The organism is Clostridium subterminale (assembly GCF_039521425.1).
In the GTDB taxonomy this organism is placed as follows: Bacteria; Bacillota; Clostridia; order Clostridiales; family Clostridiaceae; genus Clostridium_J; species Clostridium_J subterminale.
The window spans coordinates 101,810-121,638 of the sequence record NZ_BAAACI010000008.1 but is presented as its reverse complement, the minus strand read 5'-3'; the positions used below and the strand labels follow the sequence as shown (position 1 = coordinate 121,638).

The 19,829-nt window shown below is 30.7% G+C and carries 19 protein-coding genes and 1 riboswitch; of the genes, 17 read left to right on the top strand and 2 right to left on the bottom strand.

Annotated elements, in window-relative coordinates; all coding sequences use genetic code 11:
- Positions 1-246: 246 nt before the first annotated feature.
- The 14 genes from ABDZ93_RS17085 to ABDZ93_RS17020 all read left to right on the top strand — a co-directional run bounded on the left by ABDZ93_RS17085 (position 247) and on the right by ABDZ93_RS17020 (position 15,618).
- A complete protein-coding gene (locus ABDZ93_RS17085; protein ID WP_343827715.1) occupies positions 247-1,038 on the top strand; it encodes a CsxC family protein in 792 nt (263 codons plus the stop codon).
- Positions 1,039-1,351: 313 nt separating this feature from the next.
- The gene (locus ABDZ93_RS17080) at positions 1,352-2,137 is read left to right on the top strand and encodes a CsxC family protein (protein ID WP_343827714.1); all 786 of its coding nucleotides are present in this window, start codon (positions 1,352-1,354) and stop codon (positions 2,135-2,137) included.
- A gap of 769 nt (positions 2,138-2,906) precedes the next feature.
- Entirely contained in the window at positions 2,907-3,677 is a 771-nt protein-coding gene (locus ABDZ93_RS17075; RefSeq protein WP_343827713.1) for a CsxC family protein, read from the top strand.
- 332 nt (positions 3,678-4,009) lie between these two features.
- Positions 4,010-4,798, top strand: coding sequence for a pseudouridine synthase (locus ABDZ93_RS17070; protein ID WP_343827712.1), 789 nt, complete (start codon positions 4,010-4,012; stop codon positions 4,796-4,798).
- 229 nt (positions 4,799-5,027) lie between these two features.
- A riboswitch (cobalamin riboswitch) is annotated at positions 5,028-5,210 on the top strand.
- Between the two features lie 229 nt (positions 5,211-5,439).
- Entirely contained in the window at positions 5,440-6,291 is an 852-nt protein-coding gene (locus ABDZ93_RS17065) for a YitT family protein (RefSeq protein ID WP_343827711.1), read from the top strand.
- A gap of 16 nt (positions 6,292-6,307) precedes the next feature.
- Complete coding sequence (locus ABDZ93_RS17060) at positions 6,308-7,348, top strand: sigma-54 interaction domain-containing protein (protein WP_343827710.1); 1,041 nt, start codon at positions 6,308-6,310, stop codon at positions 7,346-7,348.
- A 260-nt stretch (positions 7,349-7,608) separates the two neighbouring features.
- A complete protein-coding gene (locus ABDZ93_RS17055; RefSeq protein WP_343827709.1) occupies positions 7,609-9,063 on the top strand; it encodes a 4-hydroxyphenylacetate 3-hydroxylase family protein in 1,455 nt (484 codons plus the stop codon).
- Positions 9,064-9,087: 24 nt separating this feature from the next.
- The gene (locus ABDZ93_RS17050) at positions 9,088-10,419 is read left to right on the top strand and encodes an acetyl-CoA hydrolase/transferase family protein (RefSeq protein ID WP_343827708.1); all 1,332 of its coding nucleotides are present in this window, start codon (positions 9,088-9,090) and stop codon (positions 10,417-10,419) included.
- Between the two features lie 35 nt (positions 10,420-10,454).
- The gene (locus ABDZ93_RS17045; protein WP_343827707.1) at positions 10,455-10,640 is read left to right on the top strand and encodes a 4Fe-4S dicluster domain-containing protein; all 186 of its coding nucleotides are present in this window, start codon (positions 10,455-10,457) and stop codon (positions 10,638-10,640) included.
- Positions 10,637-11,761: a 2-oxoacid:acceptor oxidoreductase subunit alpha gene (locus tag ABDZ93_RS17040; RefSeq protein ID WP_343827706.1), complete on the top strand. Its 1,125-nt coding sequence runs from the start codon at positions 10,637-10,639 to the stop codon at positions 11,759-11,761. Before ABDZ93_RS17045 ends, ABDZ93_RS17040 begins: the two co-directional genes overlap by 4 nt.
- Positions 11,758-12,528, top strand: a complete 771-nt coding sequence (locus ABDZ93_RS17035; protein WP_343827705.1) for a thiamine pyrophosphate-dependent enzyme — start codon at positions 11,758-11,760, stop codon at positions 12,526-12,528. Before ABDZ93_RS17040 ends, ABDZ93_RS17035 begins: the two co-directional genes overlap by 4 nt.
- Positions 12,529-12,545: 17 nt before the next feature.
- Entirely contained in the window at positions 12,546-13,082 is a 537-nt protein-coding gene (locus ABDZ93_RS17030; RefSeq protein WP_343827704.1) for a 2-oxoacid:acceptor oxidoreductase family protein, read from the top strand.
- A gap of 14 nt (positions 13,083-13,096) precedes the next feature.
- A complete protein-coding gene (locus ABDZ93_RS17025) occupies positions 13,097-14,461 on the top strand; it encodes an aldehyde dehydrogenase family protein (protein ID WP_343827703.1) in 1,365 nt (454 codons plus the stop codon).
- A gap of 38 nt (positions 14,462-14,499) precedes the next feature.
- The gene (locus ABDZ93_RS17020) at positions 14,500-15,618 is read left to right on the top strand and encodes a 4-hydroxybutyrate dehydrogenase (RefSeq protein WP_343827702.1); all 1,119 of its coding nucleotides are present in this window, start codon (positions 14,500-14,502) and stop codon (positions 15,616-15,618) included.
- 168 nt (positions 15,619-15,786) lie between these two features.
- Here the strand turns inward: ABDZ93_RS17020 and ABDZ93_RS17015 are convergent, their stop codons facing one another.
- The gene (locus tag ABDZ93_RS17015; protein ID WP_343827701.1) at positions 15,787-17,208 is read right to left on the bottom strand and encodes a transposase; all 1,422 of its coding nucleotides are present in this window, start codon (positions 17,206-17,208) and stop codon (positions 15,787-15,789) included.
- Positions 17,209-18,069: 861 nt separating this feature from the next.
- On the opposite strand from ABDZ93_RS17015, the gene ABDZ93_RS17010 reads away from it, so the two are divergent.
- The 3 genes from ABDZ93_RS17010 to ABDZ93_RS17000 are packed head-to-tail and all read left to right on the top strand — an operon-like array spanning position 18,070 to position 18,763.
- On the top strand, positions 18,070-18,297 hold the full coding sequence (locus ABDZ93_RS17010; RefSeq protein WP_343827700.1) for a hypothetical protein: 228 nt from the start codon (positions 18,070-18,072) through the stop codon (positions 18,295-18,297).
- The gene (locus ABDZ93_RS17005) at positions 18,294-18,422 is read left to right on the top strand and encodes a hypothetical protein (protein WP_343827699.1); all 129 of its coding nucleotides are present in this window, start codon (positions 18,294-18,296) and stop codon (positions 18,420-18,422) included. Before ABDZ93_RS17010 ends, ABDZ93_RS17005 begins: the two co-directional genes overlap by 4 nt.
- A 14-nt stretch (positions 18,423-18,436) precedes the next feature.
- On the top strand, positions 18,437-18,763 hold the full coding sequence (locus ABDZ93_RS17000) for a GNAT family N-acetyltransferase (protein WP_343827698.1): 327 nt from the start codon (positions 18,437-18,439) through the stop codon (positions 18,761-18,763).
- Positions 18,764-19,007: 244 nt separating this feature from the next.
- Here the strand turns inward: ABDZ93_RS17000 and ABDZ93_RS16995 are convergent, their stop codons facing one another.
- Complete coding sequence (locus ABDZ93_RS16995) at positions 19,008-19,691, bottom strand: DNA alkylation repair protein (RefSeq protein ID WP_343827903.1); 684 nt, start codon at positions 19,689-19,691, stop codon at positions 19,008-19,010.
- Between the last annotated feature and the right edge of the window lie 138 nt (positions 19,692-19,829).

The following is a 19,829-nucleotide window of genomic DNA, read 5'->3' as shown; positions in this document are numbered from 1 at the left end:
TGTTTAAAGATATATAATTGAAACTAAACGCTTAATTATTGATAGTTCGTCTTATATAATTGAATTCTGAAACATCTATGCATATCTCCTTGATGTAATTGTTGTGTGAGAAATCAATTATAACAGAGATTTATCATAAGTGTTTTTTATTCATACATGAACAGAAAGTAGAAATTCGTATATTATGTAGTATATAAAGTCTCAATAACTATAGTTTAATTAGATAAAAATGGGGGAAATGTTATTATGAATGATAATAAAATAAATATAAATAATAATAGATGTGTAACAGATCCTTGTGCAACTGTTACTACTCAAGTAGAATCACTAACTGAACAACTTCCTGTAACTCCTATTGTTATTGCACCTGGACCTGCAGTTGTTAAGATTCCAGTTGTATTATCAGAAGTAAATATAACCATTCCGGTTGAAGCTACTATCACATTAGATCAACCAGCTATAGAAATTAAACGAATTAAAAAGAATGTATTTTTAACTCAATCTCGTATTATTCCATTTTCTCAAGATGATCAATTTAATACTGGAATACTATTTATAGCAGGTTTTATAAGAAAGAATATTGAGTATGCAACTAAAACTTGTAGGACAGCTGGAACTCCAAATATTTGTGGAGATATAAGACATTGTACAGTTGAAGTACCTTTTAATTTTACAACAAGAATTGCTTTCCTTAGACCACCAATTTTTATTGAAAATACCATTCCGAGTGAATTAGAATTCTTTACAGATAAACTTAAAGGTTGCGATGCTTGTTCAGATCCAGTAATTGGACGTAATCCTTGCGATCAGAGTTTCTTCTCTACAGAATTCTTTAATGAAAAACCTTTTACTGAATTAGTAAGAGCAGATATTGCTGAAGTTGATATTCACACAAATCCAACTTTAAGTTGTACACTTCCTACAGAACAAATGTTTACTCGACTTACAGAAAAAGTAGTAGTAAATTTAACACTAAAAGTATTACAAGAACAACAGGTAGAAATTACAGCAACACAAGCAACACAAGCAACATGTTAGGAATTGAATTAAAAAATTAATCTTATTAAATGATATATTGCAGACCTAAAGCCTACTAAAAGAGGTTTTGGGTCTGTTTTTAAGAGAAAAGTTATCTCTACCAGCATGTTCTCGACAATACTTAATATTAGTGTTATCGAGGAGCTTTTGCCTTATAAGGTAAATAGATATAACTTGATAATTGCAACTCCATTTATTAGATAGAAGAAACTTTTTTATTTATATATGAACAGAAAGTAGAAATTCGTATATTATGTAGTATAAGGTCTCACTAACTATAGTTTAATTAAATAAAAATGGGGGAAATGTTATTATGAATGATAATAAAATAAATATAAATAATAATAGATGTGTAACAGATCATTGTGCAACAGATCCTTGTGCAACTGTTACTACTCAAGTAGAATCACTAACTGAACAACTTCCTGTAACTCCTATTGTTATTGCACCTGGACCTGCAGTTGTTAAGATTCCAGTTGTATTAGCAGAAGTAAATATAACTATTCCGGTTGAAGCTACTATCACATTAGATCAACCAGCTATGGAAATTAAACGAATTAAAAAGAACGTATTTTTAACTCAATCTCGTATTATTCCATTTTCTCAAGATGATCAATTTAATACTGGAATATTATTTATAGCAGGTTTTATAAGAAAGAATATTGAGTATGCAACTCAAACTTGTAGGACAGCTGGAACTCCAAATGTTTGTGGAGATATAAGACATTGTACAGTTGAAGTACCTTTTAATTTCACAACAAGAATTGCTTTCCTTAGACCACCAATTTTTATTGAAAATACAATTCCGAGTGAATTAGAATTCTTTACAGATAAACTTCACGGCTGCGATGTTTGTTCAGATCCAGTAATTGGACGTAATCCTTGCGATCAGAGTTTCTTCTCTACAGAATTCTTTAATGAAAAACCTTTTACTGAATTAGTAAGAGCAGATATTGCTGAAGTTGATATTCACACAAATCCAACTTTAAGTTGTACAGTTCCTACAGAGCAAATGTTTACTAAGCTTACAGAAAAAGTAGTAGTAAATTTAACACTAAAAGTATTACAAGAACAACAGGTAGAAGTTACAGCACTATAACTATAAAAAATTGTAAATCTAAGAATTGAATAAAAAAATTAATCTTATTAAATGATATATTGCAGACCTAAAGCTTACTAAGAGAGGTTTTGGGTCTGTTTTTAAGAGAAAAGTTATCTGTTAATACACTTATGTAAACGAAAGTGCTTATGGTCTTTTTCATTTCAAGGGCATTGAAGTTTTATAAGCTTTGGAGCTAAATCTTGACTGAAGGTTTGTCCACGCACTTTACACTGATATTGACCATTATTGTCGTTGTCATCATAGATATAATGATGAGTAGCACTGCATTTAGAACAGCAATTTTCCTTTGGAATTGTAACTCAATTTCTACGATTTACTGGCTTAATTACTTTATTGTACTTATATTCGTAGTAAACAAGAGTAGTTTATAGTCTACTTTTTCAAATTGAATTATTTTAGGAAGTCTATCAATCTTAAACTTCTGATATTCTGGACTGACGGAATCATCGAAGACTAACTGCTTCAAGGGAATATGATTAGCTATAAAAGTAATTAATTGAAAATAATTAAAATTAAATGTTGATTATAAGTAAATAAATAAGTTATAATTGAATCCATAACAATGTCCTTTCCTTTGGATGTTTTGATTTGTTTTGCGATTCAATTATAACAAAAAAAGGGACGTTGTTTTTTTATACAAAAAACAATAGAGCCATTGATATATAGATTTAAAAAATAATTTAAAAAAGAATTAGTGTAAAAAGCTTTACACTGACAATTATATAGAGAAGGAGGAAATCTTATAATGAATGATAGCCAAAAAAATACTAGTGATTATGAATGGGTAGCAGATCCTTGTGTAACTATTACTTCTAAAGTACAATTATTAACTAAACAAATTCCTGTAACACCTGTTGTTATTAAATCTGGACCTGTATTTGTTAAGATTCCAGTTGTATTAGCAGAGATAAACATAACCATTCCTGTTGAAGCTACTATCACATTAGACCAACCAGCTATGGAAATTAAACGAATTAAAAAGAATGTATTTTTAACTCAATCTCGTATTATTCCATTTTTTCAAGAGTGTCAACCTGATACTGGAATACTATTTATAGAAGGTTTTATAAGAAATAATATTGAGTATGCAACCAAAACTTGTAGTATAATTGAAACTCCAAATGTTTGTGGAGATATAAGATATTGCACAGTTGAAGTTCCTTTTAATTTTACAACAAGAATTAATTTCATTAGAGAACCGATTTTTGTTGAAAATACCACTCCAAGTGAATTGGCATTTTTTACAGCTAAACTTCAAGGTTGCGATGCTTGTTCAGATCCAGTAATTGGACGTAATCATTGCGATCAGAGTTTTTTCTCTACAGAATTCTTTAATGAAAAACCTTTTGCTGAATTAGTAAGAGCAGATATTGCTGAAGTTGATATTTACACAAATCCAACTTTAAGTTGCATAGTTCCTACAGAGCAAATATTCACTCAACTTACAGAAAAAGTAGTAGTAAATTTAACACTAAAAGTATTACAAGAACAACAGGTAAAAATTACAGCACTATAATTATTAAATAATATAAATCTAAAAGTTTAATATTATTAAATAGATATAGATCTAAAAATTCACTCTATTATTTGATAATATAAAACAGACCTAAAGCCTACTAAGAGAGGTTTTGGGTCTGTTTTTAAGAAGAGATAAATATTCATTAATTTATATTGCATATTGATTTAAAATCTACATTGTAATTGAATGCTATGATAGTGCAAAAATGATTCAATTAAGAAATGAACATCTTTACTCATAGATGAAAGTATTATATATTAATATAGTTACTATTTTACTTAGGATAAGGGAACTAAAATAATTTTACAAACGAAAAGAAGAGGATAAACATGAGATTAGATAAATTTTTAGCAGGGTCATTCGTTGAGACACGTAAAAAAAGTAGGGATTATATTAAAGAAGGTAAGGTTAAAGTAAATGGGGAAGTGATAACAGAACCTGCAATAGAAATTAAGGAGAGTACTGATATTATTGAGTATCTTCATAAAGTAGTTGCTTATAGAGAAAAGGTGTATTATATGTTTCATAAACCTGCAGGATGTATTACTGCAAGAAAGGATGCTGATAATAAAACAGTGTTTGACTTTTTTCATGAGGTTAACATGAATGGAGTATTTCATGTTGGTAGATTAGATAAAGATACAGAAGGATTATTGTTGCTTACTAACGATGGAAGTTTTGATCATCAGTTAATGTATCCACAAAAACATGTTGAAAAGACATATTTTTTCTGGGCATTGGGTTCTTTAGATAAAGAAGGTAGAGAGCTGCTAGAAAAGGGAATTTCCATTGGAGAAAATGAAGCATTAACGAAACCAGCAAAAATAGAAGTAGTTAAATGCGGAAATTACAAAGAGCTAGAACTGGAGACTAATATTAGAGAATTTTATAATATGGATTCAAGCCGTTATGATCAGCCAGTTGTCTCTGGATATCTTACAATTTCTGAAGGACGTAAACACCAAGTTAAACGTATGTTAAAAGGAGTAGGCTGTCATGTGGTATATCTAAAGAGAATTTCCATAGGTGGATTAATGTTAGATGAAACACTTAAAAAGGGACAATATAGAATGTTGACAGAAGAGGAAATTCAAAAAGTATTGGGAAAGTTAAATTAAGATTGTTAAAAAACAAGGCAATTATTTCTAGAGGAAGGATTTTATGATATCATGATAGTGCTAACATCTTATGGTGGATAGTAGCAAATAAACAGAATTCAGATCATACAGATTAAGTGGAGGAAGTATTTTAGTCTTGTAGATATTTATCTAAAGACATTTTCATTTTTTATAAATTTACAATATTGAAATAAATTGAAATACAGTATATATTAGAATAGAGTGAAAAATAAATATAATAAATAGAGGTACAAAGTTTTGCACTTTGTTTAAAAGGGAAGCAGGTGAAAATCCTGGACGGTCCCGCCGCTGTAATGGGGAGAAGCTTCATTTAGTGCCACTGACTTATGTTGGGAAGGCTGAAGCAACTATGAACCAAAGTCAGAAGACCTGCCTTTATTAATACATCGTTAGCTCTACGGTAGATAGGGGGTGTCATAATGAGACAATTGTATGTAAAGTATAATTTTCATACAAAATTTTTAGTTTGTTTCTTGTGCCTCTTAACAATTGAGTTAAGAGGCTTTTTTCTTTGGATAGGAAGAATAGTACTCAAGCACTATGGCTAAGTATCAATAAAAATTCAAGTGTTTAATAAATTTTATTAGTACTTTTTTAGAATTTAAAGGAGGATTTTTAATATGAAAAAAAAATTTAAAGAGTTTTTATTGATTAATATAGGAATGATTATGGTAGCTGCGGGAATGTACTTCTTCCTAATGCCTAATAATCTAGCCACAGGTGGTGCAAATGGTTTAGCTATTGTTCTAAATAACTTTATACCTTCTATTCCAGTTGGTGTAATCATGATTATAATTAATATTATTCTTTTTATTGTAGCATTTGTTTTTATAGGAGGAGGCTTTGGAGCTAAGACTATATATGCAAGCTTTGGTATATCTTTTATGGTTCTAACTTTTGAGAAAACAGTAATGATAAAGCAATCGATTACTGGAGATTTATTTTTGGAACTTATTTTTGGAATTCTTATCTCCGGCGCAGGAATGGGAATTGTGTTTAATCAGAATGCTTCTACAGGTGGTACGGATATTATAGCAAAGGTATTAAATAAATTTTTTCACATTGATCTAGGTAAGGGAGTATTATTGTCAGATTTAAGTATTACTTTTATGGCTGCTTTTGCTTTTGGTCCTAAGCTCTCTTTGTATGCAATGTTAGGTGTAATTATAAATGGTTTCGTTATTGATAGGATAATAGAAGGCATTAACATGAGTAAAGAAGTTACCATAATTAGTGAGGAATATATGAAAATCAAAGAATTCATTATTACAGAGCTTGATAGAGGTGTTACTGTTTATCATGGCAAGGGTGGATTTACAGAAGATGATAAAAATATAATTGTTGTAGTAATAGGAAGAAGGGAGTTTATACGACTAAGAAAGTATATTAATGAAATAGATAAAAAGGCCTTTATTACAGTAAATAATATATGTGAAGTATTTGGCTATGGATTTAAAAGTATAAGTTATTAAGTGAGGTGGTGATTAAATGAAGGTTAAGTATAATAGTGAGACATGCTCAAAGCAAGCTTTCAATGTAGAAGAAATAAAGGACAAACTTTATGAAATAAGTGGTATGAAGGTTGAAGCACCACCTATGTTAGAAGTAATGAAAAGTGCTACAAAAATCTTAAATGTTGATACTACTGCATTAATTTTAGGAGAAACTGGAGTTGGAAAAGAGGGTATTGCAAAATATATACATTTTAATAGTTCGAGAAGGAACAAGGCCTTTATCACAATTAATTGTGGAGCTATTCCTGAGAATCTTATAGAATCTGAACTATTTGGATATGAAGCTGGAGCATTTACGGGTGCAAGTAAGGGAGGCAAAATTGGATTATTTCAACTGGCTGATGGAGGAACAATATTTTTAGACGAGGTAGGCGAACTTCCTTTGTTAACTCAGGTAAAGCTATTAAGAGTAATTCAGGAAAAGAAATTTGAAAAGGTTGGAGGTACAAATTCCATATCTGTAGATATAAGAATTATTGCCGCTACTAATAAAGATTTAAAACAACTTATAAAGGCTAAAGAGTTTAGATCAGATTTATATTATCGATTAAGTGTGTTCCCTATAAAAATACCGCCATTGAGAGAAAGAAAAGAAGATGTGCCCTTGTTAATACAGTACTTTATGGATTCTCTAAATAAAAAGTATAATCTTCAGTGTTACCTTAGTGAGGAGGCTATGGAATATTTATATAATTATGAATGGCCAGGAAATGTAAGGGAACTTAAAAATGTAATAGAAAGACAAATTATTATGGCAGAAGATAACGAAATAAAAAAGAATAGTTTACCTGAGGAAATAATAAAAGCTAAGCAGGAGCAAGAGTATATGATTAGTATTAATAATTACTCAATAAAAGGATATAGTCTTAAGGAAATTATAGAAGAAATAGAACTAGAAATAATAAATGATGCCATAAACAGGCATGGTAATATTAAAAATGCATCTAAGGCTTTAGGCATAGATGCATCTACTATTGTTAGAAAGAGACAAAGAATTATGGCAAGTAATAAATAATAATATCTTATTTTAAGATAGTTTTCATATGCAGAAGTGCAATAATGCAATTTTGCAATTTTGCATATGATAGGATGAGTAAATAAAAGCAAAATTTATATTATAATACTCATAATTGTTGTAGAAAAATCAATAAATAATCTTGAAATTTGTTATTTTTTTAACTTTTCTTAAGATGATAAGCAATTTTAAATAAAAAGATAATTTTGGCATAGAAATTGCTTTATATATAATTGAAAAATTAAAGGAGGGAAACAATTATGACATTAAAGACAAAAGAACAATATATTGATAGCTTAAAAGCTTTAAAAACAAAGGTATATCTATTTGGTGAATTAATAGAAAATCCTGTGGAACATCCTATGATTAAACCATCTTTAAATTCAGTAACTATGACCTATGAACTTGCACAGAATCCAGAATATGAAGAGGTTATGACAACGGTTTCACACCTTACAGGGAAAAAAATAAATAGATTCTGTCATATTCATCAAAGTGCAGAGGATCTAATAAATAAGGTTAAAATGCAACGTTTATGCGGTCAAAAAACTGGTTCTTGTTTTCAACGTTGCGTAGGTATGGATGCTTTTAATGCGGTTTATAGTACTACCTTTGAAATAGACCAAGCATATGGTACAGGTTATCATGAAAAGTTCAAAAAATATATGATATATGTACAAGATAATGATTTAGTTGTAGATGGGGCTATGACAGATCCAAAAGGAGATAGAGGGCTATCTCCAAGTAAGCAGGCAGATCCAGATTTATATCTTAGGGTAGTTGAACGAAGAGAGGATGGAATAGTAGTAAGAGGAGCGAAGGCACATCAAACAGGAATGATAAATTCTCATGAAATTCTTGTGATGCCAACTATATCTATGACCTCAGATGATAAAGATTGGGCTATTTCCTTTGCAGTTCCTGTAGATACTGAAGGAATATTTAGTATCTATGGTAGACAATCTTGTGATACAAGAAAGTTAGAAGAATATTCTGATATAGATGTAGGAAACAAAAACTTTGGAGGCCATGAAACATTAACAATCTTTGACGATGTATTTGTACCTAACGATAGAATCTTTCTAAATGGTGAAGCTGAATTCTCTAGTATGTTAGTAGAGAGATTTGCTGGATATCATAGACAAAGCTATGGTGGATGTAAGGTAGGAGTAGGCGATGTACTTATTGGTGCAGCAGCAACAGCAGCAGACTATAATGGAGCAAATAAAGCTTCTCACATAAAAGATAAGCTTATTGAAATGATTCATTTAAATGAAACATTATATAGCTGTGGTATTGCCTGCTCATGTGAAGGTTGTAAAACAAAGTCTGGAAATTATCAAATAGATTTATTACTAGCAAATGTTTGTAAGCAAAATATAACAAGGTTTCCATATGAAATAGCAAGATTGGCTGAGGATATTGCAGGCGGACTCATGGTTACAATGCCTTCTGAAAGAGATTTTAGAGATCCTAAGATAGGTCCGTATGTTGAAAAGTATCTAAAGGGAATAGCAGGTGTGTCTACAGAAAATAGAATGAGAATATTAAGGCTTATAGAAAATATAACTTTAGGTAGTGCTGCAGTAGGATATAGAACAGAATCTATGCATGGAGCGGGATCTCCTCAAGCACAGAGAATTATGATTTCAAGACAAGGAAATCTAGAGAATAAAAAGAAGTTAGCTAAAGCAATTGCAAGAATAGAAGAATAAATTTGTTTTAATAAGGAGAAAAAAATGGAATGGAGAGCTGTATATAGAGAAAAATTAGTGTCCGCTGAAGAAATGGTAAAAAAGATAAAAGATGGTTCAAGAATTGTAACAGGTCATGCAGCTGGAGAACCTAAGACAGTAATAGGTGCTTTAGTAGAGAATAGTGATAAATATTCCAATATAGAAATTGTCCATATGATAGGTATGGGAGAGAGTAACTATGTAAAAGAAGAGAATATTTTGAGTTTCAAACATAATTCTCTTTTTGCAGGTCCTTCTACTCGTAAGGCTATAGTTGATGGAAGAGCAGATTTTACTCCTTGCTTTTTTTCAGAGGTGCCAAAGCTTTTTAGAGAAGAGTATTTGAAAGTGGATGTAGCTATAATTCAAGTTTCACCTCCAGATGAACATGGTTTCTGCAGTTTTGGAATATCTGTTGATTATACAAAGCCAGCATCAGAATGTGCAAAAATTATTATTGCAGAAGTAAATCCTAACATGCCTAGAACATTAGGAAACTCATTTATTCATGTGAAAGATATTGACTATATTGTAGAGGTGAATTATCCAATAATGGAGATAGAAGCAGCTAGTATAGGGGATGTAGAAAGAGAGATTGGTAAAAACTGTGCTGAATTAATTGATGATGGATCAACTCTTCAACTAGGGATAGGATCTATACCAGATGCTGTGCTTCTATTCTTAAAGGATAAAAAAGATTTAGGAATTCATTCAGAGATGATTTCTGATGGAGTATTAGATTTAGTTGACAGAGGGGTAATAACAAATAAAAGGAAAACTCTCCATCAAGACAAAATCATTGTTACTTTTCTAATGGGAACAAAGAAGCTCTATGATTTTGTCAATGATAATCCCATGATAGAAATGCATCCTGTTGATTATGTCAATGACCCTTGTATCATAGGAAAAAATGACAATATGGTATGTATAAATTCTTGCTTACAAATAGATCTAATGGGCCAAGTAGCTGCAGAGTCTATTGGAATTAAACAATTTAGTGGTGTCGGAGGACAAGTGGATTTTGTAAGAGGTGCCAGTATTTCCAAAGGTGGAAAGTCTATAATTGCTATGCCATCTACAGCATCTAAGGAAACTATATCAAGAATTGTTCCAGTTTTAACAGAGGGAACATCAGTAACTACTTCTAGAAATGATATACATTATGTAGTTACAGAATATGGTATAGCCGAATTAAAAGGAAAAACTCTAAAGGAGAGGGCAAGAGCATTGATTAACATAGCTCATCCTAAATTTAGAAATAAGCTAATAGAAGAATGGGAAAAGAGATTTAATAAAAAATTTGATTATTTTATTTATTATAGAATCCATAAATAGTATTAAAGTAAATTCCCAGGAAAGGAGCGATAGTAGTGATATATATAAATAAGGATTGGTGTAAGGGTTGTGAATTATGCATAGATAGTTGTGTAAGAAATGTACTGGGAAAAGAATTAATAACAGCAGTAGTAATAAATGAAGATAATTGTATTAACTGTGGTGTATGTGAAAATATATGTCCCGATTTTGCTATACATGTAAGGAGAGAAGAAAAATGAGTAACTTAGTATTAATGCAGGGGAATGAAGCTTGCGTTGAGGGGGCCATAAGAGCAGGAATGAAATTTTATGCAGGATATCCAATAAGTCCAGCTAGTGAAATTGCTGAATTAAGTTCTGTAAGGCTACCAAAAGTTTCAGGAAGGTTCATACAAATGGAAGATGAGATTGCAGGTATTGCAGCTGTAGTTGGAGCATCTTTAACAGGAGTAAAAGCTATGACTGCAACAAGTGGACCTGGATTTTCTTTAAAGCAAGAAGTAATAGGTTATGCCTCTATGGCAGAGATACCTTGTGTCATAGTAGATGTAATGAGGGGTGGGCCAAGCACTGGACTTCCAACTTCTGTATCTCAAGGAGATGTAATGCAAAGTAGATGGGGAACTCATGGAGACCATCCTGTGATAGTTATTGCGCCTGATAGTGTAGCGTCTACTTATGAACTAACTATTGAATCTTTTAATTATGCAGAAAAATATAGAGTTCCTGTAGTTTTACTTTTAGACGAAGTGATTGCTCATATGAGAGAAAGTGTTTATTTAAAGGAAGATTTTAAAATTATAAATAGAAAAAAGCCTATGGAAAAAGAAAAATATCTTCCTTATGAATTTACGGAGGATTTAGTTCCTCCTATGGCACCTATAGGAAAAGGATATAAATTTCATATAACAGGCTTAAATCATGATGAAGAGGGATATCCATCTAATTCAAATAAAGTGGCTCAAAGACTAACTAATAGATTGCTAGAAAAAATAGAAAAAAATAAGGATGAAATAGCTTTATATGATGAAATGAATACAAAGGAATGTAAACAACTAATTGTAACTTTTGGATCTACTGCAAGAGTATGCGGAGAACTAGTTTTAAATAAAAGTTTAACAGATATAGGACTATTTGTTCCATATACTATTTGGCCATTTCCAGAGAAAAAACTTATATCTATTATAGAAAAAAATAATATAGATAAAGTCTTTGTCCCAGAGTTAAATGCTGGGCAATTAATAAATGAAGTCCAAAGAATTGTCGGAAATAGATGTTCAGTAATAGGAATTAATAAATATTGTGGTGAAATTTTCGAGCCAAGAGAAATAGAGGATGCAATAAGGGGTGAAGAAATTTGAGAGAAGAACTAATTGATAAGTATTTAAGGAAAGAGCATCTTCCTCATATTTGGTGTGCAGGATGTGGAAATGGAATAATATTAAGTGCTTTAGTAGAAGCTATTGATTCTTTAACTATAGATAAAAGTAAAATTTGTATAGTTTCTGGTATAGGATGCTCATCAAGAGCTGCCCAATATATGAACTTTGATACAATTCATACCCTTCATGGGAGGGCTATTCCCTATGCAGAAGGTATTAAACTTGCAAATCCAGATCTAGAGGTAATTGTTATAACTGGAGATGGAGACTGTACTGCAATAGGTGGAAATCATCTCATTCATGGATGTAGAAGAAATATTGACCTAAAGGTTATTGTATTTAATAACAATATATATGGTATGACAGGAGGGCAATGTTCTCCAACGACTCCATTAGATGCAATAACCACTACTACCGAAAAAGGAAATAGATGTAGGGACTTTGATATTTGTAAGTTAAGTGAAGCAGCAGGAGCTACATATATAGCAAGAAGTACTGTTGGACATTATAATCATTTAGTAAAGGTTATAAAAAAAGCTTTTGATAATAAAGGATTTTCAATAATAGATGTACTGACACCTTGTCCAGTACAGTTTGGAAGAAGAAATTCATTAAAAAAGCCATCTGATATGATAAATAATTTAAAACATAAAGTTAGTATTAAGAGTGATGACAGATATGAGATAGGAATACTTAAAGATATTAAAGGGCCTGAATATGTAGAAGAATATATAAATCAGTCCTAATTTTCGGAGGTACAATAATGAGTAAAAAAGAAATTATATTTACTGGCTTGGGTGGACAAGGAATTGTAAAGTCAGGAGTTATTTTAGCAGAAGCAGCAGTGTTACAAGGAAAACATGTAATTCAAACTCAAAACTATGGACCAGAATCCCGTGGAGGATGTTGTAGAGCAGATATTATCATCTCTGATGAGGATATATGTTATCCAAGAGTAGAAAGAGTGGATGTAATACTAGCACTAACTCAAAAGGGATTAGATGAATTTATAGGTTATTCTAATGATGATACGCTGATTATAACTGATAATAGCATAGATGTGGTAGGGAAAGAAAATATAAGAAAGTTTGATATTTTTAAGTATACAGAAGATGTATTAAAAAATCCTCAAGCAATTAATATATTATGTCTTGGAATCTTATCAGCTTTAACAAATGAAATAAATTACGAAAATATGAAGAAAGCTATTTGTGATAATGTACCAAAGTCTACTATCGAAAGAAACTTACTAGCATTCGATAAGGGAATTGGAATGGTTAATTCAATGAATTTAAATTAAGAGGTGATTATAAAATGGAAAGTAATAAATATATAAAAGAATTGATAGATAAAGCTAGATTGGCACAAAAGGAATATGAAAAGTTTACTCAAGAAGAGGTTGATAATGTAGTTAAAGCAATTGCTAAGGTGGTTTATGATAGAGCAGAAGAGCTAGCAAAAATGGCTATAGAAGAAACTGGAATGGGAGTATATGATCATAAGGTAGCAAAAAATATAGGGAAGTCAAAGGTCATATGGAATAATTTAAAGAGTAGAAAATCTATAGGAATTTTAGAAGAAGAATTAGATAAGAAAATTATTAAGATTGCTAAGCCTATGGGAGTAGTAGGTGCAGTTACACCATGTACTAATCCAATTGTAACACCTATGTGCAATGCTATGTTTGCTTTAAAGGGAGGAAATGCAATAATTGTAGCGCCACATCCTAGGGCGAAGAAGTGTGCTAAATATGTAGTTGAGCTCTTTAATGAGGCAATAGAAAAGTTAGGAGCTCCATCAAATTTAATACAAACTATAGAAGAGCCATCTATAGACTTAACCACAGAACTTATGAAACAAGCAGATGTAGTTATAGCTACAGGTGGAATGGGGATGGTTAAAGCTGCATACAGCAGTGGAAAGCCTGCATATGGTGTTGGAGCAGGAAATGTACAGTGTATTATAGACAGGGATGTAAATATAAAAGAAGTAGTTCCTAAAATAATAGCAGGAAGAACCTTTGATAACGGTATAATATGCTCTGGAGAGCAGAGTATTATAGCACCTAGAGAAAATTATACAGAAATTATTGAAGAGTTTAAGAAAAATGGAGCTTTTTATGTTGATGATGAAGAAATTATAGAGAAGTTTTCTAAGGTAATATTCCCAAATGGAGTTATAAATGGAAAGATAGTTGGGCAAGGTGTTCAATTCATTGCAAATTTAGCAGAAGTGAATATACCAAGTGATACAAAAGTAATAGTTTTGAAGGCAAGGGGAAGAGGATTTAAAGACGTATTATGCAAAGAAAAGATGTGTCCAGTAATGGTAGCCTTTGAATATGACACTTTAAAAGATGCAGTAGATATTGCTCAAAGTAATCTAGATGTAGAAGGGAAAGGACATTCTTGCGCAATTCACTCTAATAGTAGAGAGCATATAGAGTATGCAGGTAGTAGATTAACTGTGAGCAGATTGGTGGTGAATCAGTCTTCATCAACATCAGCAGGTGGAAGTCTTTATAATGGGTTTGCGCCGACTACTACCCTTGGTTGTGGCTCATGGGGAAATAATAGCATTTCAGAAAATTTAGATTATAAACATTTAATAAATATATCTAGAATAGGACTTTACAACGCAGATATAAAAATACCTACAGATGAGGAAATATGGGCTTAAAATTTTCCAATTTAAATAATATAATAAGAGGTGACTTTATGAGGTTATTAGAGATAAAACCACAAATTATGAAATTTACTTTTCTTAGAGAGTTTATTAATGAATTTTCAGTAAATGAACAAGATTTGATATTTACTAATAAATTCTTATATGAGAATTTTTTTAAGGATTTAAATATGAAGTGTTCATATTTATTCCAAGAAGATTATAATCTAAAAGAGCCTTCAGACGATATAATTGATAGAATGATAAAAAAGATTTCTGGCAAGAACTTCAAGAGAATTATAGCTGTTGGAGGAGGAAGTATTATTGATATTTCAAAAATCTTAGCGCTTAAGGAAGTTGGAAGTACAAATGAGTTGTTTGAAAAGAAAGTACCTGCAATTAAGGAAAAAGAGCTTATAATTATTCCAACTACTTGTGGAACTGGTAGTGAGGTCACTAATATATCAATAGCTGAGATAAAGTCTAAACAAACTAAGATTGGATTAGCAGTGCCTGAATTATACGCTGATTATGCAGTGTTAATACCGGAACTTGTTAAAAATCTTCCTTATGAGTTTTTTATATATAGTTCTATAGATGCGCTTATTCATGCCATGGAAGCATTAGTTTCATCCAAAGCTAATATCTATACTGATATGTATAGCATAGAAGCAATAAAGATGATAATAAAAGGATATAAGGAAATCATAGAAAGAGGCGAAGAGCATAGGAAAGAAATTATAGAAGAATTCTTAATAGCTAGTAATTATGCAGGTATTGCCTTTGGAAATGCTGGAGTTGGAGCAGTCCATGCGCTATCCTATCCACTAGGTGGTAAATATCATGTTCCTCATGGAGAAGCAAATTATCAATTTTTTATTGAAATATTTAAACTCTATAACAGAAAAAATCCAGCAGGTAAGATTGGTAATGTAAACTCTCTATTATCAGATACCTTAGGTATAGAAAAGAATATGAATGTATATGCTGCGTTAGAAGAAATTTTAAGTAAATTAATTAAGAAGAAGCAGTTAAGAGAATATGGTATGAAAGAGGAAGAAATAAATATCTTTACGGAAAGTGTCATAGAAACTCAGCAAAGATTATTAAATAATAACTACGTGGCCTTGAGTAAAGACGAAATTGCTCATGTATACAGAGAATTATATTAACATTTAATTATATTAATTATTTGCACACACATTTATCAAAAATTCATATAAAATAGTAATCCCCTCTTATGTTAGAAATAAATAGCTAATTGCAAAACTATTAAAAGAATTTAGGCTAAAGTATCTTTAGGATATTTAATTGGAAATTTTAAACATTATAGATAGGTTTTAAGAAACTAATCTTCTTAAAGAAAGTATATTGTTTTTTATATTCATGTTGTAGCTGATAATTATTGAAATAAGTTGAGTTATTCCAGATAAAAGTAATTCAGATTTTAGTGAAGAGGTTTTATTTATTTTTAGTTTTGAAATAGCTAGTGTATTTTTGAGAATGTGATTAGTTCTTTCTGTAATTGTTCTAATTTTATAGAGTCTTGTCCATTCATTTGAATCACGAGGAATAGGGCAATTCAATCTAAGTTCCTTATTGATGGTTGGATGATAAATCCTTCCACAAGGAGACGTTGTGCATGGTGCTTCGCAGGAGAGAATGTATTTTGTTGTTTTATTTTCATTAATCTTTTTAGATTTTGGACATAACCACTTGATTCTCATAGCACGCCCCTTTTCTCTAGTTATACCATCAAACTTCATAGGTAGGCTAGGATCCTTCGGACATAAAGGAGTGCCATCATCAGTAAAGCCGCTAGGCAGTGGCAAAGAAGAAGAGTTACGAGAATTAATAGGTATTATTGGAACTATGCTACAATCCTTAGTTAAATATTTATAATTATCATCACAATCATAAGCAGCAACACCAAGAAAGAAATTATATTTAAAGTCCTGGTGAATAGAAAAATAATGTCTCATTATGGGAATTAAAGTTTTTGAATCATAATCATCTTTAGCACTTTCAGCTGTAGCATGATTTTGAAAATCCATGACTTGAGAGTCGTTAAAATCAATGTGTCTAACGATACCAAGGCCATTAACTAATGTAGTTGCTTTTAATGCGTAGCAATAATGACCATTGATGTATGAAAGCTTGATTTCATCGTTAGCATAGGTTGACTTAGGCATTTTACTACAAGCAAATATGTATGGATTTATGTCTGGATTAGACCTTTTAGCTGTCTTACCGATATTTAAGATAGATTCGAAGAATTTGGGATTATTTTCTTTAGTGTAAGCTTTTATTCCAGTAGTATCAGCAATTATTATTTTAGATAAATCAGAGTTTAGTTTTTTACAAATAGGCTCTGTTAGATCAACTAAATGATTAAAAAAATCATGAATATGGTTAAGAAAAGTAGATTTAAATCTAGAAAATTGCGATTCATGAGGGACAGTAGAAAATTCACAAAGAGATAACAACTCACTAGATAAATTAAGTATATTAATAAATTGTTTAGTTTCAGAGATACCAAGTATCTTTTGAACTATTAATGCGGTTAGCATTGAGGATAAAGAATACTCTCTAGGATGGCCAGTTGAAGAATAGTAGGCATTATAAAAAGTTTGAGGTATCAGTAATTTCATATTAATGTGCTTCTCAAATATTCTTATAAATTTAGGTTTATCTTCCTGAAAATAGTCTGCGACCTCTTCATAAATGTCAGAGAGTAAAAGTTGATTTTTTAACTGAATCATAAAGGACTCCTCCTTGGGTATATTTTGGGTTAGATAATAATATATTCGCCGTGAGGTGGGGGAAATCCTTTTTGATATAGCTTGTAAATCCTTGAACCCTAACGGGTTTGAGGGTTATGCAAGCGACTATTAGAAATAAACGTAAGGGGGATTATTCCGTGTTCTTCATTTATTTCTATATATTACTTTATATTTTAGTGTTTATGAAAATTTAGTAGTAGGTATGGTAGTATATTTAGATGAAGCTTTAATAATTTCTCCACAATTAAATAATACAATAGGACATATTATATCAAGATTTAGCCTAGTGCTAATGTTATAGTGTCAAGGATAGCGCCGTTTATATGTCCAATAATAATGAGTGAGATGATGCTAGTTGTGCTTGGAGGAAATTCAAATTTTCTTAGATTAGATTTTTATAATACATATTATGAAACATATGAAATAAGTGTGAAGTAAAGCTTTAGAATGTGTAAGTTATTATTGTTAAGGTTAGAGAATATAGTTTAAATTGAGTGAATGTGTTTACAAAATATAGATAAAAAGGTAAAATGATAATAGTGAATAGTTATTCATCTATATTATTTTATGAAAGGAGATGTTCTTAATGAATAGAAGTAAAAAGGTGATTTTAGTATAAAACTTAAAATGGGCTTAAATGTAACCTTAGACATAATCTATTATTTGTGTTGCATTTTTGCGGGAGTAGTTAACCTTTCATAATACTGCCTATAAAGGATAAGTAACTCGACATGAAGGTCGTGTTTTTTGTAGCCGTAGATAGTAGCCAAGTACAAAGGGTTGATTGTCTACGGTATCTTTATGTCCATTTTTAAGAAAAAAATAATGTGGAGGTTATAAATGATTAGAAAATATACAAATGCGGAACTCAAAAGAGCATTAGATATGGTAGAGGAAGGGTACTCTTTCTCAGAGGCCGCAATGGCAAATGATCTTAATAAAAGTATTGTAGCAAGAGAGATGAGAAAGAGAAAAAATGAAAAAGCTGGACAGCATATAGATGATTATAGAAGGAAGTTTCAAAATGATATAAATAATACCAAAATAGAAAAGGAGATAAAAAAATGATTAGAGAGATAGAAGTAACCAATATGGAAGACTCAGATATAAGTGAGGCGAAAAAGATATGGGTTAGACAATATGAACTATATTGTGATAATAGTAAATTCCCAAAGAAGAGATTGAAGAAATAATATTAAAAAGAAATGTGTTTATTGCATGGCACGAAGATATTCCAGTAGGATTTATTAATCTAAGTATTGTTGATAACAATAACTTTATAAATATGTCTGTAAAGAATTGTGGCTTAATCGACGAAATTGGTGTTTATATAAAATCTGGATATAGAAATAAAAAAATAGGTATTGAATTATTAAAAATTGTGAATGATTATTGCAAGGAATTTAATATCCAATATATTCATGTTGATTTTGAAACAGCAAATCTATATGGTAATAAATTTTGGAAAAAGTATTTTATACCAATGCTATTATCTACGAGAAGACCAATTAATAAAGATATAAATGATATATAAATTTGTGATGTGCAGAATCTGAGGTATGCATTATGTAGACTCTGAACACCAAGAAAGAATTGTTTAAAAGTGATCTCTGACAGTTTATAAACTGCTACAGGTCACTTTTTTGATTTATCCAATGACTACCAGCTCTAATGCTCCCATCTTCTTCAAAGTGGGAGTAAAGAGCTGCTACGTCCCTGGATAACGATTTTTAAAGCTTCAGAGGGAGTAAAACTCCCTCTGAAGCAAAGAACTCTGTTTATTTTCGTTTCATATTTTTTATTAGGCATTTAGTATCCTTATCTATTTGTAATGATTCAGTAATTTTTTGTAAAGCTTTGTTATAGGTCATATCATCCAAAGTGTTATTTTTAAGAAATTTTAGTGTTTTCTCTGGAAACCTTATATAACAGATAGATATGGCCCAAGCCACTGACATTTTAACGTAATAGCCTGTATGTTTAATGCCATCCAATAGCTTTAATATTTCATCAATATGATTATCATCTATATAATAGAAAAGAAGCATGACTACTCCAAAACGTATATGATACTCATGGGTATCTAGAATATAGGGCATCAAGTATTCCCACATTTCCTTTGGAGATTGTTTAGGAAGTTTTAATCCACTACAAAAGCTATCGCATACGGACCAATTATCAATTTTACTAACAAAGCTTGTGATGTATGGCAATATATCAGAAAGCTCAGATTTTACATAACCAATAGTCATCCCTTGAAGCATAATCTCTTCAAAACTGTCATCTGATGCATTTTGCAAATAACCTTGCCAATCATCTTTTGCAAGTTTTTTAGCAATTTTTCGAAGTTCAGGTAAACGAACACCTAGGATGTTGTGAATACCAGGTAATAAGCCACTAGAAAATTTTTGATATTTAGGCTCTGATAATATAGAAAGTTTTTCTTTAATTACATTATTTATTTCCATTTTTATTCTCCTTAGTTTTATAATTATATTTTATCATAGAGATGTCCTGTTTTAACTGGAACTAAATAATAATATTTAATTCTCGGAATATATTATAATGAATACTGATTTTATAAAGGGTTATTTTATTAA

What these genes read in the sequence shown, in the direction of transcription:
- ABDZ93_RS17085 (WP_343827715.1), top strand. Translation starts at nt 247, where the DNA reads ATGAATGATAATAAAATAAATATAAATAATAATAGATGTGTAACAGAT.
- ABDZ93_RS17080 (WP_343827714.1), top strand. Translation starts at nt 1,352, where the DNA reads ATGAATGATAATAAAATAAATATAAATAATAATAGATGTGTAACAGAT.
- ABDZ93_RS17075 (WP_343827713.1), top strand. Translation starts at nt 2,907, where the DNA reads ATGAATGATAGCCAAAAAAATACTAGTGATTATGAATGGGTAGCAGAT.
- ABDZ93_RS17070 (WP_343827712.1), top strand. Translation starts at nt 4,010, where the DNA reads ATGAGATTAGATAAATTTTTAGCAGGGTCATTCGTTGAGACACGTAAA.
- ABDZ93_RS17065 (WP_343827711.1), top strand. Translation starts at nt 5,440, where the DNA reads ATGAAAAAAAAATTTAAAGAGTTTTTATTGATTAATATAGGAATGATT.
- ABDZ93_RS17060 (WP_343827710.1), top strand. Translation starts at nt 6,308, where the DNA reads ATGAAGGTTAAGTATAATAGTGAGACATGCTCAAAGCAAGCTTTCAAT.
- ABDZ93_RS17055 (WP_343827709.1), top strand. Translation starts at nt 7,609, where the DNA reads ATGACATTAAAGACAAAAGAACAATATATTGATAGCTTAAAAGCTTTA.
- ABDZ93_RS17050 (WP_343827708.1), top strand. Translation starts at nt 9,088, where the DNA reads ATGGAATGGAGAGCTGTATATAGAGAAAAATTAGTGTCCGCTGAAGAA.
- ABDZ93_RS17040 (WP_343827706.1), top strand. Translation starts at nt 10,637, where the DNA reads ATGAGTAACTTAGTATTAATGCAGGGGAATGAAGCTTGCGTTGAGGGG.
- ABDZ93_RS17030 (WP_343827704.1), top strand. Translation starts at nt 12,546, where the DNA reads ATGAGTAAAAAAGAAATTATATTTACTGGCTTGGGTGGACAAGGAATT.
- ABDZ93_RS17025 (WP_343827703.1), top strand. Translation starts at nt 13,097, where the DNA reads ATGGAAAGTAATAAATATATAAAAGAATTGATAGATAAAGCTAGATTG.
- ABDZ93_RS17020 (WP_343827702.1), top strand. Translation starts at nt 14,500, where the DNA reads ATGAGGTTATTAGAGATAAAACCACAAATTATGAAATTTACTTTTCTT.
- ABDZ93_RS17015 (WP_343827701.1), bottom strand. Translation starts at nt 17,208, where the DNA reads ATGATTCAGTTAAAAAATCAACTTTTACTCTCTGACATTTATGAAGAG.
- ABDZ93_RS17010 (WP_343827700.1), top strand. Translation starts at nt 18,070, where the DNA reads ATGATTAGAAAATATACAAATGCGGAACTCAAAAGAGCATTAGATATG.
- ABDZ93_RS17005 (WP_343827699.1), top strand. Translation starts at nt 18,294, where the DNA reads ATGATTAGAGAGATAGAAGTAACCAATATGGAAGACTCAGATATAAGT.